The following is a 15,040-nucleotide window of genomic DNA, read 5'->3' on the forward strand; positions in this document are numbered from 1 at the left end:
GGGCGGGGGTGCCCATCGGCACCCCCGCCCCACCGCTGTCCGCGTCCTCCTTCGGTCGCGGCACGATGAAAACCCGTAGCCTGGGGGGACCCCCTGGGCACACGAGGAGACAAATCGCATGCTCTGGTATCTCGGACGCAGGCTCCTACAGGTGATCCCTGTGTTCCTCGGGGCCACCCTGCTGCTCTACGCCATGGTGTTCCTGCGGCCCGGTGACCCGGTGGCCGCGCTCGGTGGTGAGCGCGGGCTTCCCGAGGCGGTGCAGGAGCAGATCCGGGCCGAGTACAACCTGGATCAGCCCTTCATCATTCAATATCTGTTGTTCCTCCGCGGTGTCGCGACGCTGGACTTCGGCGTCGACTTCCGCGGCCGCGAGATCACCGAGGTGATCGCCAACGCCTTCCCCGTCACGATCCAGCTCGCTCTGATGGCTCTGGTCATCGAGGCGGTCTTCGGCATCGGCTTCGGGCTCGTCGCCGGGATGCGCAAGGGTGGCATCTTCGACGCGACGGCGCTGGTCGTCAGCCTCGTCTTCATCGCGGTCCCGACGTTCGTCGTCGGTTTCGTCCTGCAGATCGTGGTCGGGGTCCAGCTCGGCTGGCTGCCCGTCACCGCAGGACGAGATCCCGACTTCATCAGTCTGCTGATGCCGGCGATGGTGCTGGCGGCCGTGTCCTTCGCGTACGTGCTGCGACTGACGAGGACGTCGGTGGCCGAGAACCTCTCGGCCGACTACGTGCGCACGGCGCGCGCCCGCGGTCTGCGTCGCACGCAGGTCACCGGCCGGCACGTGCTGCGCAACTCCCTCATCCCCGTCGTGACGTTCCTCGGTGCCGACATCGGCGCCCTGATGAGCGGTGCGATCATCACCGAGGGCATCTTCAACATCAACGGTGTGGGCGGGACGCTCTACGACGCGATCATCCGTGGCGAGAGCATCACCGTCGTGTCGCTGACCACCGTGCTGGTGCTGGTCTACATCGGAGCGAACCTCCTGGTCGACCTGCTCTACGCCGCCCTCGACCCGAGGATCCGTTATGCCTGAGAACCGTTACGAAGAACCGCTCGGCGCGCCGGCGGTCCCGGCCCCGCGCCCCGGGCAGGAGCACTTCACCGCACCGAGCGACGAGGGCGGCCTCGGCGCCGTCGACGCGGTCAAGACCGACGAGACGCCCACCAGCCTCTGGCGCGACGCGTGGAACCAGATGCGCCGCCGGCCGCTGTTCTGGATCGCCGGGACGGTCATCGTCGTCGTCGTCCTGGTGGCGGCGTTCCCCGGGATGTTCACGTCGATCAACCCGCGTGTGTGCGACCTGTCGAAGGCTCTGGAGGGCGCCCAGCCGGGCCACCCGTTCGGCTTCGACCGGCAGGGCTGCGACATCTACTCGCGCACGATCTACGGCGCCCGCGCCTCGGTCGTCGTCGGCGTGCTCGCCACGTCGATGGTCGTGATCCTCGGCACCACGATCGGTGCGATCGCCGGCTACTACGGCAAGTGGTTCGACACGATCCTCAGCCGCGTCACGGACATCTTCTTCGCGATCCCGCTGGTGCTCGGTGCCATCGTGATCATGTCGGTGTCCAGCAACCGCACGAGCCTCCTGGTCGCCGGGGTCCTGGCGATCTTCGGCTGGACGCAGATCGCCCGCATCACCCGCGGCACCGTGCTGTCGGTGAAGAACAACGAGTTCGTCACCGCCGCGATCTCGCTGGGCATGGGGCGCGGCCAGATCCTGCTGCGGCACGTGCTGCCGAACTCGGCCGCTCCGATCATCGTCTACGCGACCGTGGCCCTGGGCCAGTTCATCGTCGCCGAGGCGACGCTGAGCTTCCTCGGCATCGGTCTCCCGCCGGACGTGGTCTCCTGGGGTGGCGACATCAACGCCGCCCAGGGTGCGATCCGGACCGACCCGGAGATCCTGCTCTACCCGGCCGGCGGCCTGGCCGTGACGGTGCTCGGCTTCATGATGATGGGCGACGTCGTGCGCGACGCCCTCGACCCGAAGGCTCGGAAGCGATGACGACACAGTTCCCCGTGAGCAACGGCGACGCGAAGTCCGAGAACGGTCCCGCGGTCGTCGACCCCAACACGCCCCTGCTGGAGATCAGCGACCTGCAGATCTCCTTCACCACCGGGGTCGGTGAGGTGCACGCCGTGCGCGGCGCGAACCTCACCGTCTACCCCGGCCAGAACGTGGCCATCGTCGGCGAGTCCGGATCGGGCAAGTCGACCACGGCGGCCGCGATCATCGACCTGCTGCCCGGGACCGGCAAGGTCACCGGCGGGTCCATCCGCTTCGCCGGCCGTGAGCTCGTCGGTGCGCCCCGCGCCGAGAAGGAAGCGCTGCGCGGCCGCGCGATCGGCATGGTCCCGCAGGACCCGATGTCCAACCTCAACCCGGTCTGGCGCATCGGCACCCAGGTGACCGAGGCGCTGAAGGCCAACGGGTTCAAGGGATCCAAGGCCGAGCTGCGCACCCGCGTCGCGGACGTGCTGGCCGAAGCCGGCCTGCCGGACGCCGAGCGCCGGGCGCGCCAGTACCCGCACGAGTTCTCGGGCGGCATGCGCCAGCGCGCGCTCATCGGCATCGGTCTGGCCTCCCGGCCGCAGCTGCTCATCGCGGACGAGCCGACCTCGGCCCTGGACGTGACCGTGCAGCGCCAGATCCTCGACCACCTGGGCGAGATGACCCGGGACCTCGGCACCGCCCTGCTGTTCATCACGCACGACCTCGGGCTCGCCGCCGAGCGTGCCGAGCACCTCGTGGTGATGTTCAAGGGGCAGATCGTCGAGTCGGGCCCGGCCCAGCAGATCCTCGCGGACCCCCAGCACCCGTACACCAAGCGACTGGTGGCCTCGGCGCCGTCGCTGGCGTCGCGCCGCATCCAGTCGGCACACGTCCAGGGCCGGGAGTCCGAGGAGCTGCACGCCCACCACCTGGGGCAGAAGCCGCCGGCCACGAACGAGGCGGTCAAGGTCACCGACCTGACCAAGGTGTTCCAGATCCGCGGGGCGCGCCCCGGGTCGTCGACGGACTTCACCGCGGTCGACGACGTCTCGTTCACGCTGGGACGCGGCCGGACCCTCGCCCTGGTCGGGGAGTCGGGCTCGGGCAAGTCCACGGCGGCCAACATGGTGCTGGGGCTGCTGGAGCCGACGTCGGGCACCGTCGAGTTCGACGGCACCGACGTCTCCACGCTCAACCCGAAGCAGGCGTTCGAGTTCCGGCGTCGGATCCAGCCGGTCTTCCAGAACCCCTACGGGTCCCTGGACCCGATGTTCTCGATCTTCCGCTCCATCGAGGAGCCCCTCAAGCTGCACGGCGTGGGGTCCAAGAAGGGACGGGAGAAGCGGGTCCGCGAGCTGCTCGACATGGTCTCGCTGCCGCAGTCGGCCATGCGCCGGTTCCCGAACGAGCTCTCCGGCGGTCAGCGCCAGCGCATCGCGATCGCGCGTGCCCTGGCGCTCAAGCCGGAGGTGGTCGTGCTCGACGAGGCGGTCTCCGCCCTCGACGTGCTCGTGCAGGCCCAGATCCTGGACCTGCTCGACGACCTGCAGTCGGACCTCGGTCTGAGCTACCTGTTCATCACCCACGACCTCGCCGTCGTGCGGCAGATCGCCGACGACGTCGTGGTCATGCAGAACGGCAAGGTGGTTGAGCAGGCCACGACCGACGAGGTCTTCGACAACCCGCGCAAGCAGTACACACGCGACCTCCTCGACGCGATTCCCGGCGCTCACCTGGTCGGGAACGTCGCGGGCGGCTGACCAGCGCCGCACCGCACCCGCGCGACCCAGGACGCCGCGGACCCCACCGGGTCTGCGGCGTCCTGCGGTTGCCGTTCTTCCCTGATGCCGACAGTCTGAGAGTTATGCCACGCCGACCATCGACCCTCGCACCCGCTGTCTTCTATCCCGCAGGTGGACTGATCCTGGTCTTCGTCCTCCTGGGAATCTTCGCCACCGACTGGTTGGCGGACCTCATGTCGACCCTCCAGGCCATGGTCATCAACGGCTTCGGCTGGTACTACGTCCTCATCGTGGCGCTCTTCGTGGTGTTCGCGATCTACGTCGGGCTGAGCCGCTTCGGTGACATCACCCTCGGCAAGGACGACGAGACGCCCGACTTCAAGCTCCCCGTGTGGTTCGCGATGCTCTTCGCGACCGGCATGGGCATCGGCCTCGTCTACTTCGGCGTGGCGGAGCCGCTGTGGCACTACACCGATCCCAAGCCGGGCGTCACCGGTGACTCCGCCTCCCTCGCCGGTCAGGCGATGGGGCAGACCTACCTGCACTGGGGCTTCCACGCCTGGGCGATCTACGTCGTCATCGGCCTGGCCCTGGCGTACGCCATCCACCGCAAGGGCCGCCCGGTGTCCATCCGCTGGGCCCTGGAGCCCCTGCTGGGGGAGAAGCGCGTCAACGGCTGGCTCGGCAACCTCATCGACGTGCTGGCCATCTTCGGCACCGTCTTCGGTGTCGCCACGTCGCTCGGTCTCGGCGTGCTGCAGCTCTCGGCCGGCCTCGAGTACCTCGGTGTCGCCGAGTCCACCGTCGCCCTGCAGATGGGTCTGATCGTCGCCATCACGGCGACCGCGGCGCTCTCCGTGGCCTCCGGCCTGGAGCGCGGCATCAAGTGGCTGTCCAACGGCAACATGATGCTCGCCGGCGCCCTGATCGTCGTCGTGCTGCTCCTCGGCTCCTCCCTGTTCGTGATGCGCGAGTGGGTCCAGTCCCTCGGCTTCTACCTGCAGAACGTCATGCAGATGACCTTCGACACCCTGGCGTTCCAGGGGCAGGACGGACTCGCCTGGGAGTCCAGCTGGACCATCTTCTACTGGGGCTGGTGGATCTCCTGGGCGCCCTTCGTGGGGCTGTTCATCGCGCGCATCTCCCGCGGCCGGACCGTGCGTGAGTTCGTCCTCGGCACGCTCCTCGTGCCGATGCTGGTGACGACCGTCTGGTTCAGCGTGTTCGGTGGCGCCGCCCTGCGGCAGGAGATGATGGAACCGGGTTCGATGCTGGACCCGGAGACCGGGACCGTGAACTCGGACACGGCGATGTTCCAGCTGTTCGACACGTTGCCCGGCGGGGGCGCCTGGCTCGCCGTCATCGCGATGATCCTCGTCGTGGTCTTCTTCGTGACCTCGTCCGACTCGGGCTCGTTCGTCGTGGACATGCTCGCCAACGGCGGCGACCAGAACCCGCCGCTGTGGAGCCGTCTGTTCTGGGCGATCCTCGAGGGCGCCGTCGCGGCGGCCCTGCTGTACGCCGGCGGGCTCGCCACCCTGCAGACCGCCTCGATCCTCACCGCCCTACCGTTCTCGGTGGTGCTCCTCGCGATGATGGTCTCCGTGTGGAAGGCCCTGGAGACCGAGCATCGGGCGATCATGCGTGCCGAGCGTCGGCTGCGGCAGCGCGAGTTCAAGCAAGAGGTCACCGAGCACGTGACGGAGCACGTGACGGTGCACGTCAACGAGCAGCTCTCGGAGATGACCGGGCAGACCCCCGTCGTGGAGAACCCGGAGCGTGAGGGTGCCGGGACCCCCGTGACCGCACGTCGTCGCGGTCCGAAGGCCTGGCGCCGCCGCACGGCCGGGCCGGGGCCCGAGGGCTCCGGTCCGGGCCCCGAGGGCTCCGGTCCGGGCACGACGGACACCTCCGGGTAGGATGGTGCGGCCCCGGGATCCCGGGGCCGCCCCCTCCACGGAAAGAGAACCCTTGATGTCTGTGCGCTCCGACCTGCGCAACGTGGCGATCGTCGCTCACGTCGACCACGGCAAGACCACCCTGGTCGACGCCATGCTGCGTCAGGCGGGTGCCTTCGCCGCGCACCAGCAGGTGGACGACCGGGTCATGGACTCCGGTGACCTGGAACGTGAGAAGGGCATCACGATCCTCGCCAAGAACACGGCGATCCGGTACGCCGGACCGTCGGCGGCGGAGGCCGGGGAGTCCGACGGCGTCACGATCAACGTCATCGACACCCCCGGCCACGCCGACTTCGGCGGCGAGGTCGAGCGGGGTCTGTCCATGGTCGACGGCGTCGTGCTGCTCGTGGACGCCTCCGAGGGTCCGCTGCCGCAGACCCGGTTCGTGCTGCGCAAGGCGCTGGCCGCCAAGCTGCCGGTGATCGTCGTCGTCAACAAGGTCGACCGCCCGGACTCGCGCATCACGGAGGTCGTCGCCGAGACGACCGACCTGCTGCTCGGGCTGGCGAGCGACCTGGCCGACGAGGTCCCCGACCTCGACGTGGACGCCGTCCTCGACGTGCCGGTGGTCTACGCCTCGGCCAAGGCGGGGCGTGCCTCCACCGAGCAGCCCGCCGACGGCGAGCTGCCCGCGAACGAGGACCTCGAGCCGATGTTCTCCACGATCCTGCGGACCGTCCCGGCGCCGACGTACGACGAGACGATGCCGCTGCAGGCGCACGTGACGAACCTCGACGCCTCGCCGTTCCTCGGCCGTCTGGCCCTGCTGCGGGTCCACAACGGCACGCTGCGCAAGGGCCAGACGGTCGCCTGGGCGCGTCAGGACGGCACGCTGAGCCAGGTGCGGATCACCGAGCTGCTCGAGACGAAGGCGCTGGACCGCGTCCCTGCCGAGTCCGCCGGCCCGGGTGACATCGTCGCGGTGGCGGGGATCGCCGACATCATGATCGGCGAGACGCTCACGGACGCCGACGACCCGCGTCCGCTGCCGCGCATCACGGTCGACGACCCGGCGATCTCGATGACCGTCGGCATCAACACCTCCCCGCTGGCCGGCAAGGGCGGCAAGGGGCACAAGGTCACCGCCCGGCAGGTCAAGGACCGCCTGGACGCCGAGCTCATCGGCAACGTCTCGCTGCGGGTCCTGCCCACCGACCGGCCGGACGCCTGGGAGGTGCAGGGACGCGGCGAGCTCGCCCTGGCGATCCTCGTCGAGCAGATGCGCCGCGAAGGGTTCGAGCTGACCGTCGGCAAGCCGCAGGTCGTCACCAAGCAGATCGACGGCAAGACCTGCGAGCCGATGGAGCGCATGACGATCGACGTGCCCGAGGAGTACCTCGGCGCCGTCACGCAGCTCATGGCGGCGCGCAAGGGCCGCATGGAGACGATGGCGAACCACGGCACCGGCTGGGTCCGGATGGAGTTCGTCGTGCCGGCCCGCGGCCTCATCGGGTTCCGCACCCGGTTCCTCACCGAGACGCGCGGCACCGGCATCGCCTCCTCGTACGCCGAGGGCTACGAGCCGTGGCACGGGACCATCGAGTCCCGCCTGACGGGGTCCCTGGTGGCCGACCGTGCCGGTGCCGTGACGCCGTTCGCCATGATCAACCTGCAGGAGCGCGGCACGTTCTTCGTGGACCCCACCCAGGAGGTCTACGAGGGCATGATCGTGGGCGAGAACTCCCGCAACGAGGACATGGACGTCAACATCACCAAGGAGAAGAAGCTGACGAACATGCGGTCCTCGACCGCCGACAGTTTCGAGAACCTGGTGCCGCCGAAGAAGCTGACGCTCGAGGAGTCGCTGGAGTTCGCGGCCGAGGACGAGTGCGTCGAGATCACGCCCGAGATCGTCCGTATCCGCAAGGTCAACCTCAACGCCACGGAACGCGCTCGGGCCGCCGCACGGGCCAAGCGTTCCTGAGTCCGGTCGTGCGTCCGGGGGAGACCACGTCGCCGGGGACCCGGTCGGCTGATCCGTCGGTCGGGCCCCTGCTGGCGGTGCACGCGCACCCCGACGACGAGACGCTGGCGACCGGTGCGCTGCTGGCGACCTGGGCGGCCGCGGGAGCGCCGGTGACCGTGGTGACGTGCACGCGCGGCGAGCGGGGCGAGGTCATCGACACGCCCACCCATCCCACCGGGGTGGCGCACCTGGAGGGTGACGGCCCGGCCCTGGCCGCCCACCGGGAGCAGGAGCTCGCGGCCGCGCTCGACGCGCTCGGCGTGACGGACCGGCTGTTCCTCGACACCGTCGGCGGACCCGGGCGCCTGGAGGACTCGGGGATGGCCTGGGTCGCCCCGGGCATCGCCGGTCCGGCACCGGACTCCGGTCCGACGGCGTTCACCCGCGTGCCGCTCGACGCGGCCGCGGGCCGCCTGGCCGCCGTGCTGCGCGACCGCCGTCCCGCCGTCGTCGTCACGTACGAGGCCGGTGGCGGCTACGGGCACCCCGACCACGTGCGCACCTACGAGACCACCGTGCGGGCGCTCGACCTCGCGGCGGACCCCGGCGCCGACGTCGACGGCGAACCCTGGCGTGTCCCCGAGCGCTGGGAGGTCGTGGTCCCGGCCGACCGCTGGCACGCCGCGCGTACCGAGGTGGCAGCGTCCGCGCGGCACCGCGCACTCGCCACGGAGGCGGGGCTGACCCTGCCCGCACCGGACGTGGACCCGCCGCCGGTCGCCGTCCCCGACCCCGAGCTGGCGGCCGACGAGGTCGTCACCGTCGCGGTGGAGCCGGTGCTCGACCGGGTGCTCGCCGCCCTACGGGCCCACGCCACCCAGGTGCAGCACGCCGGGGCCACCGACCTGCCGGGGGTGTGCGCGCACTACGCGCTGAGCAACGGCGAGCTCGCCCCGGTTCTCGTCGACGCGACCGTCCGGGTGCGCCGGTAGGGTCTGTCCGGTGATCTCGCCCCCGCCCCACCACGTGCAGCGCGCGCCCCGCGCGGGCAGCCCCCTGCTGGTCGTCTGGCGGCTGCTGCTCGGGCTCCTGCTCGGCGCCGTCGTCGGGCTCATCGGTACGGTCGGTCACCGGATGCTCTGGGGCGACCTGCCCGTCGGGCCCGCGCTGGCCCTGGCGCTGACGTTGTCCGCGGCGGTGCTCTGCCGCGCGTGGTCCGGTGTCGGCACGCTGCTGGCGTGCGGTGCCGGGTGGCTCGTGACCGTCCAGGTGCTGGCCGCCGAGGGGCCGGGCGGTGACGTGCTCGTGCCGGCCGACGCGATCGGGTACGTCTGGACCTACGGTGGCCTGGTGCTCTTCGCCGTGGCGGCGTTCCTGCCCCGGCGATGGTTCGTGGACGACCCCGACGCGGGGTGACCTGCGCCGAGTAGGATGCCTACTCGCGTGGCGTCCGCCACGCCCAGGACGTCCCGGGGGTCGTGGGACCCCCACGAGAGACCAGCACGGAGCGTGTCGATGGGCCAGCCGACCGACGGTGACGACCGGGTTCCCGAGCAGCGGGACCCAGGGCGGTCGCCCGCCGACGCCCCCGACGAGGACGTCCCGTACCAGCCCCCGGTGCGTGCGTGGGAGGAGCCCGCGACGTCGCCGTCCGACGCCGCGCCGGCGGAGCCCACCGGCTCCGACGAGCCGGTGGACGCGGCGGACGAACCGGACGCGACCCGAGCCGCACCCGACCAGCCGCAGCCGGAGCAGCCGCAGCCGGACCAGCCGGGGACGCCGGGTCCCGCCGACGCGGCTCCGGAGCCCTCCGAGTCCTCGTCGCCCGCGGCGGCCACCCCGCCGTCCGGCGCCTCGTCGCCGGAGCCCGAGGAGTCCGAGGTCCCCTACGAGCCGTCCGTGCGCGCCTGGGAGCGTCCTCGTCAGGTCGGGACCGTCCGCGCGCCCGGCGGAGCGCCGGCCGCCCCCACCGAGGCCATCCCCGCCGTGTCGTCGACGTCGGCCGGCAGCTCCACGAGCCCGTCCTCGGCGGACGGGGCCACCGGCTCGCGGTCCGGCGGCATCGGCGCGACCCTCGGTGGCCTGCTCGGCGACGGCGCACCCAGCCGCACCCCGAAGGTGCTGCTCGGTGTGCTGACCGGGCTCGTCGTCCTCGCCGGCCTGTACGTCGGCGCGCAGTGGATGGTCGCGGACACCGTGCCGAAGGGCACGACGGTCGCCGGCGTCGACGTCGGCGGTCTGACCGCGCCGGAGGCGGCCACGGCGCTGGACGAGGGCCTCGGACCGCGTGCCGCCGAGCCGCTGACCGTGCGTGCCGGCGACGCCACGAGCACGATCGACCCGGCCGAGTCGGGACTGCGGCTCGACTCCGCGGGGTCGGTGGAGGACCTCACCGGGTTCACGCTGGACCCCTCCCGGTTGCTGGAGCACCTCGTCGGCGGCGACGAGGTGGCGCCGGCCGTGACGGTCGACCGCGGTGCCCTGACGGCGACGGTGAACGGTGTCGCCGAGTCGCTGGCGACCGAGCCGGTCGACGGCAGCGTCCGGTTCACCGACGGCGAGGCGGTGGCCACCGAGGCCGTCGCCGGGACGCAGGTCGTCGTCGCCTCCGCCGACGACGCGATCGTCGACGCCTGGCTCGTCTCGGAGGGTCCGGTCGACCTGCCGACCGAGTCGGTGGACCCCGCGATCGACCAGGCCGACACCGACGCCGCCCTCGTCGAGGCCCGGGAGATCGTCTCGGGTCCGGTCACGGTCCAGGTGGACGCCCAGAACCCGGAGCTCCCCGCCCGGGTGCTGGCCCGCTCCACGTCCTTCGCCGCGCAGGACGGCGAGCTCGTCGCGCGGTTCGACGGTGATCGGCTCACGTCCGCCATCGTCGAGCGGACCAACGACCTGCTGCGCGAACCGAACGACGCTCACTTCGAGTTCTCCGACGGCAGGCCGGTGATCGTCGGCGGGGAGACGGGCACGACCCTCGACCCGCAGCAGGTCGCCGAGGCCGTCGGCGGCGCGGCGCGCGGCGCGGAGCGGTCCACGCAGGTGGAGCTCGTCGAGTCGGACCCCGAGGACTCGCGGGCCTCGCTCGAGGAGCTCGGCGTCCAGGAGGTCGTCTCCGAGTTCTCGACCCCGCTGACCGCCGAGCCGATCCGCACCAAGAACCTGGTGCGTGGTGCCGAGCTGGTCAACGGCACCCTGGTCCGGCCGGACGAGACCTTCTCGCTCGTCGACACGCTCTCGCCGATCGAGGAGTCCAACGGCTACTTCGCGGCCGGTGTGGTGAGCAACGGCGTGCACGTCGACGCCGTCGGCGGCGGTCTCTCCCAGATGGCCACCACCACCTACAACGCCGGTTTCTTCGCCGGGTTCGACGACGTCGAGCACCGTCAGCACAGCTACTGGTTCAGCCGGTACCCGGCCGGACGCGAGGCGACGATCTACGTCGGCGCCATCGACATGAAGTTCCGCAACGACACCCCGTACGGCGCACTGCTGCAGAGCTACGTCTCGGGCGGACGCCTGCACGTGAAGGTCTGGTCGACGAAGTACTACGACGTCGAGGCCTCCGACTCCGGCAAGCAGGACGTGGTGCCGGTCTCCACGGTGAACAAGTCCGGCGACCCCGACTGCGAGCCGTACTCCGGGGGCGAGGCGGGGTTCGCCATCACCGTGTACCGCAAGGTGTACCACGACGGTGACCTCGTCAAGGACGAGTCCGACTTCTGGCGCTACAAGCCCGACGACGCCGTGAGCTGCGAACCGGAGAAGGACTCCGAGAAGAAGGACGGGGGCGACTGATGCTCGGACGCGTCTCCCGCGAGTCGTCGGCGCACGCCGCGGCGGCCGCCCACGAGGCCGGCTGGTCCGGTGTCGCGCCGGGCTCGACGGTGGTGTCAGCCGTGCGTGACGAGTCGACCGAGCTGCTGGACCTCGGGACCATCGCGCAGGCGCTGGCGACCGTGGCGGGCATCGACGACCTGGCGGCCGTCGTCCACCTCGGGCACCCGGAGCAGCCGTCGCCCGCCCTGGAGCAGGCGCTGCTCGCCGGTGACCCACGGCTGATCCTCACCGCTGCCACCACCGTGCGGACGCGGTGGACCTGGGTCGCGCCGCCGGGCGTCGTCGGTGGGCAGGTCGTCGTCGACGAGGCCGGCATGCGGGACTGCGCCGACGTGCTGCGCACCATGGGTGTCAGCCCGCGGCTGGTGCCGACGGCGACGCCCGTCGCGGAACGGGCGGCGCTGGCGGGGGAGCAGGGGTCGCTGGTCGTGGAGCGCCCCCGGGTCCCGGCCGGCTGGACCGAGGTGCCCGGCAGCGAGCACCTGAACGAGCTGGCGCCGGTCTGGTACGGGCTGCTCGAGGCGCGGGCCGCGTGGCCGCGGTTCACCGCACCGGCCCAGGTCTGGCTCGCGTTCGGCCCGAGCGACGACCACCGCGGGTCGCTGCGCCAGACGCTGGGGGTGCTCGTCGACGCCGGCGTCGACCTGCAGCACCTGCGCAGCCATCCCTCGACCTACGGCCCGCACGTGTTCTTCACGTCGTTCCGGTGCCCGGACGTCGCCGTGCTCGACGGCCTCGTCGCGGAGCTGGACGCCCGGTCGGTCGCGCACCGCACGCTCGCGGTCCTGCCGGGCGACCGCTTCGCGCCCGGACCCGAGGGACTGACCCCGCGATGGGTCGGCGCGTGAGGGTCGCCTACCTGGGCCCGGAGGGGACCTTCACCCACCAGGCGGCCCGGCTCTGGACCGACCGTGCGGCCACGGGTGCCGAGGTCGTGCCCTGCGCGGACGTCCAGGGCGTGCACGACACGGTCGCCGCCGGGTCCGCCGCGGTCGGCGTGGTGGCGATCGAGAGCTCGGTCGAGGGCTACGTGGTGCCGTCCCTGGACGCCCTGCTCGCCAGCGCGGACGTCGTCGCCGTCGACGAGGTCGTCCTGGACATCACCTTCGACGCCTTCGTGCGCCCCGGCCACGGCGAGCTCGTCGAGGCGACCGCCCACCCGCACGGGCTCGCGCAGTGCCGCCGGTTCGTCGAGGCGCGCGGCCTGACACCCGTCCCGGCGCCGTCCAACGCGGCCGCGTGCCGGGACGTGGGCGACCACCAGGTCGCCCTCGGGCCGCCCGTGGCCGGGGAGCTGTACGGCCTGGAGACGCTCGCGCGGTCCGTGGCCGACTTCGCCGGTGCGCGCACCCGGTTCCTCGTCCTGGACCGGCGCGACCGGGCCCGGGACCGCCTCGCCGAGGACTCCGGACGGGCCACCACCTGGCGCACCATGCTGGCCGTCACGCCGACGATCACGGGGCCCGGCGTGCTCGCCCGCGTCACGGACGCGTTCGCCGTGCGCGACGTCAACATGTCGAGCCTCGTCACCCGCCCGCTCAAGGCGCGCGAGGGCCAGTACGTCTTCGTGGTGACCCTGGACGCCGCTCCGTGGGAGCCCGCCGTCCGGGACCTCTTCGGCGATCTGCTGGCCGCCGGGGACGCCCTGAAGGTGCTGGGTGCCTACCCGGCCTCGCCGGGAGAGGGCGGGCTCGACGGCGCGCTCGCGGACGAGGCGCCCACCGGGTCGGTGCGTGCGGGCGACCCGGAGGCCGTCCTGGCCGAGGGGCTGCTGTGGTGACCGGCGACGCCGCCCCGTCCGGGCGTGTCGCGGTCGTCGGCCTGGGGTTGATCGGGGGGTCGCTGGCCCGGCTGCTGGTCGCGCGCGGAGCCGAGGTGGTGGCCACCGACGCCTCCCCGTCCGTCCGCGGGGCGGCGCGTCGGGCAGGGATCGCCGTGACGGACGACGTGGCCGGCTGCGTGACGGGGGCCGACCTCGTCGTGCTGGCGGTGCCGCTGCGCGCCATGGCGTCGGTGGCGGAGCAGGTGGCCGTCCACGCGTCGCCGACCGCCACGATCACCGACGTCGGCAGCGTCAAGACCCCGGTCCGCGCGGCGATGGCCGACGCCGGGCTCGCGGGCCGCTACGTGGGCGCCCACCCGATGGCGGGGACCGAGCACAGCGGGTTCGGGGCGTCCGACGCCGGGCTGCTCGACGGGGTCGTGTGGGCGGTGACCGTCGACGACGCCGTCGCGGCCGACACGGAGCGTGTGGCCGAGGTCCTGACCTGGGTGACCGGGCCGTGCGCCGGCCGCGTGGTCGTCCTCACCGACGACGTCCACGACGAGGCCGCGGCGCTGGTCAGTCACGTGCCCCACGTGGTCGCCACCCAGCTGCTCAACGCGGTGGCCGGTGCGCCGGTGGGTCCGGTGGCCCGACTGCTGGCGGCGGGCAGCTTCCGCGACGGCACCCGGGTGGCGCTCACCGACCCGGCCCGGACCGAGGCGATGGTGACCGAGAACGCGACCTGGGTGGCACCCGCGCTGCGCAAGGTGGTGCGCGACCTGGAGCTGGTCGTCCACCGGCTCGAGTCGAACGCCTCCGTGCACGACTACTTCCACGCGGCGGACTCCCTGCGCGCGGAACGCCGGGACGCGGCGGGGAAGGGTGCCGACGCGCCGGGCGAGCCCGTCGCCGTGCCGCGGACCGCCGGGTGGCCGGCGGTGCTGGTCGAGCGCTGCACCGCGGGAGCGGTCGTCGTGGGTCTGGACGACGACACCGTCCGGCTGACGGCGCCGCGACACGCCTGACGGGGCACGCCCCGTCCAGCCGCGAGTCAGGACGGTCTCTCGCGAGTCAGGTCGCCCGGCCGCGAGTCAGGGCGCCGGGCCGCGAGTCAGGTCGCCCGGCCGCGAGTCAGCCCTGGCTGCGAGGACGCCGTTCCGGGCGTGGTGGCAGGATCCGCGTCGCCTCGATGTCCTCGGCGGCGATCCGGACCTCGACACCCGCGTCGGGGGCCGACGGCCGGGCCGGGTCGCGGCGCAACGTGATGCCCGAGGTGTCGCATCTCACCACCACGCCGATGACGTCCGTCCAGCGTTTGCCGCTGGTCAGCGCCTCGTCGGGGGAGAGCCGGCGTCGCACCACGGCGCGGGTGCCGACCGGCCAGTCTCGCCAGTCGGACGGACCGTCGGCGGCGTGCTGGTTTCTCACGTGAGCGATACTAGAGTGAGCCCCCGAACCACCGGAGCGTTGCTCCCCGATCCCCCGGAAGGGAACTGCAGTGACCTACGTGATCGCTCAGCCGTGCGTCGACCTCAAGGACAAGGCGTGCATCGAGGAGTGTCCCGTGGACTGCATCTACGAGGGGAAGCGGTCGCTCTACATCCACCCGGACGAGTGCGTGGACTGCGGTGCGTGCGAGCCGGTCTGCCCGGTCGAGGCCATCTACTACGAGGACGACGTCCCCGAGGAGTGGACCGACTACTACCGGGCCAACGTCGAGTTCTTCGACGACCTGGGCTCCCCGGGCGGCGCGGCGAAGATGGGCGTCATCGAGAAGGACGACCCGATGATCGCCGCCCTGCCCCCGCAGGGCTGAC

Annotated in this window: 13 protein-coding genes; 12 read left to right on the forward strand and 1 reads right to left on the reverse strand. The window is 72.1% G+C overall.

Annotated features, from left to right (window positions below; genetic code table 11):
- Positions 1-118: 118 nt before the first annotated feature.
- The 11 genes from Q6349_RS06945 (at position 119) to Q6349_RS06995 (ending at position 14,248) form a co-directional block, all read left to right on the forward strand.
- A complete protein-coding gene (locus tag Q6349_RS06945; RefSeq protein WP_171247825.1) occupies positions 119-1,045 on the forward strand; it encodes an ABC transporter permease in 927 nt (308 codons plus the stop codon).
- Positions 1,038-2,021 (forward strand): ABC transporter permease, encoded by a 984-nt coding sequence (locus Q6349_RS06950; RefSeq protein ID WP_171247824.1) that lies wholly within the window; start codon positions 1,038-1,040, stop codon positions 2,019-2,021. The genes Q6349_RS06945 and Q6349_RS06950 overlap by 8 nt, the downstream gene beginning before the upstream one ends.
- Positions 2,018-3,769 carry an ABC transporter ATP-binding protein gene (locus Q6349_RS06955; RefSeq protein ID WP_304603456.1) on the forward strand — a complete coding sequence of 584 codons (1,752 nt, stop codon included), beginning with the start codon at positions 2,018-2,020 and terminating at the stop codon, positions 3,767-3,769. Before Q6349_RS06950 ends, Q6349_RS06955 begins: the two co-directional genes overlap by 4 nt.
- A 104-nt stretch (positions 3,770-3,873) precedes the next feature.
- Positions 3,874-5,670 (forward strand): BCCT family transporter, encoded by a 1,797-nt coding sequence (locus tag Q6349_RS06960; RefSeq protein ID WP_304603457.1) that lies wholly within the window; start codon positions 3,874-3,876, stop codon positions 5,668-5,670.
- 55 nt (positions 5,671-5,725) lie between these two features.
- Entirely contained in the window at positions 5,726-7,636 is a 1,911-nt protein-coding gene (gene typA / locus Q6349_RS06965; protein ID WP_304603458.1) for a translational GTPase TypA, read from the forward strand.
- A 77-nt stretch (positions 7,637-7,713) separates the two neighbouring features.
- Entirely contained in the window at positions 7,714-8,610 is an 897-nt protein-coding gene (locus tag Q6349_RS06970; protein ID WP_304603459.1) for a PIG-L family deacetylase, read from the forward strand.
- A gap of 10 nt (positions 8,611-8,620) precedes the next feature.
- Complete coding sequence (locus tag Q6349_RS06975; RefSeq protein WP_304603460.1) at positions 8,621-9,034, forward strand: DUF6113 family protein; 414 nt, start codon at positions 8,621-8,623, stop codon at positions 9,032-9,034.
- A gap of 99 nt (positions 9,035-9,133) precedes the next feature.
- Positions 9,134-11,416 carry a VanW family protein gene (locus Q6349_RS06980; protein WP_304603461.1) on the forward strand — a complete coding sequence of 761 codons (2,283 nt, stop codon included), beginning with the start codon at positions 9,134-9,136 and terminating at the stop codon, positions 11,414-11,416.
- Positions 11,416-12,306, forward strand: coding sequence for a hypothetical protein (locus Q6349_RS06985; RefSeq protein WP_304603462.1), 891 nt, complete (start codon positions 11,416-11,418; stop codon positions 12,304-12,306). The genes Q6349_RS06980 and Q6349_RS06985 overlap by 1 nt, the downstream gene beginning before the upstream one ends.
- The gene (locus Q6349_RS06990; RefSeq protein ID WP_304603463.1) at positions 12,303-13,238 is read left to right on the forward strand and encodes a prephenate dehydratase domain-containing protein; all 936 of its coding nucleotides are present in this window, start codon (positions 12,303-12,305) and stop codon (positions 13,236-13,238) included. The genes Q6349_RS06985 and Q6349_RS06990 overlap by 4 nt, the downstream gene beginning before the upstream one ends.
- A complete protein-coding gene (locus Q6349_RS06995) occupies positions 13,235-14,248 on the forward strand; it encodes a prephenate dehydrogenase/arogenate dehydrogenase family protein (RefSeq protein WP_304603464.1) in 1,014 nt (337 codons plus the stop codon). Before Q6349_RS06990 ends, Q6349_RS06995 begins: the two co-directional genes overlap by 4 nt.
- 106 nt (positions 14,249-14,354) lie before the next feature.
- Here the strand turns inward: Q6349_RS06995 and Q6349_RS07000 are convergent, their stop codons facing one another.
- Complete coding sequence (locus tag Q6349_RS07000) at positions 14,355-14,651, reverse strand: DUF6725 family protein (RefSeq protein ID WP_304603465.1); 297 nt, start codon at positions 14,649-14,651, stop codon at positions 14,355-14,357.
- Between the two features lie 70 nt (positions 14,652-14,721).
- On the opposite strand from Q6349_RS07000, the gene fdxA reads away from it, so the two are divergent.
- Positions 14,722-15,039: a ferredoxin gene (gene fdxA / locus Q6349_RS07005; RefSeq protein ID WP_171247815.1), complete on the forward strand. Its 318-nt coding sequence runs from the start codon at positions 14,722-14,724 to the stop codon at positions 15,037-15,039.
- Position 15,040: the final 1 nt, after the last annotated feature.

The sequence above is a fragment of the Isoptericola sp. 178 genome (assembly GCF_030586525.1).
Lineage (GTDB): Bacteria > Actinomycetota > Actinomycetes > Actinomycetales > Cellulomonadaceae > Isoptericola > Isoptericola sediminis.

What these genes read in the sequence shown, in the direction of transcription:
- Q6349_RS06945 (WP_171247825.1), top strand. Translation starts at nt 119, where the DNA reads ATGCTCTGGTATCTCGGACGCAGGCTCCTACAGGTGATCCCTGTGTTC.
- Q6349_RS06950 (WP_171247824.1), top strand. Translation starts at nt 1,038, where the DNA reads ATGCCTGAGAACCGTTACGAAGAACCGCTCGGCGCGCCGGCGGTCCCG.
- Q6349_RS06955 (WP_304603456.1), top strand. Translation starts at nt 2,018, where the DNA reads ATGACGACACAGTTCCCCGTGAGCAACGGCGACGCGAAGTCCGAGAAC.
- Q6349_RS06960 (WP_304603457.1), top strand. Translation starts at nt 3,874, where the DNA reads ATGCCACGCCGACCATCGACCCTCGCACCCGCTGTCTTCTATCCCGCA.
- typA (WP_304603458.1), top strand. Translation starts at nt 5,726, where the DNA reads ATGTCTGTGCGCTCCGACCTGCGCAACGTGGCGATCGTCGCTCACGTC.
- Q6349_RS06980 (WP_304603461.1), top strand. Translation starts at nt 9,134, where the DNA reads ATGGGCCAGCCGACCGACGGTGACGACCGGGTTCCCGAGCAGCGGGAC.
- Q6349_RS06985 (WP_304603462.1), top strand. Translation starts at nt 11,416, where the DNA reads ATGCTCGGACGCGTCTCCCGCGAGTCGTCGGCGCACGCCGCGGCGGCC.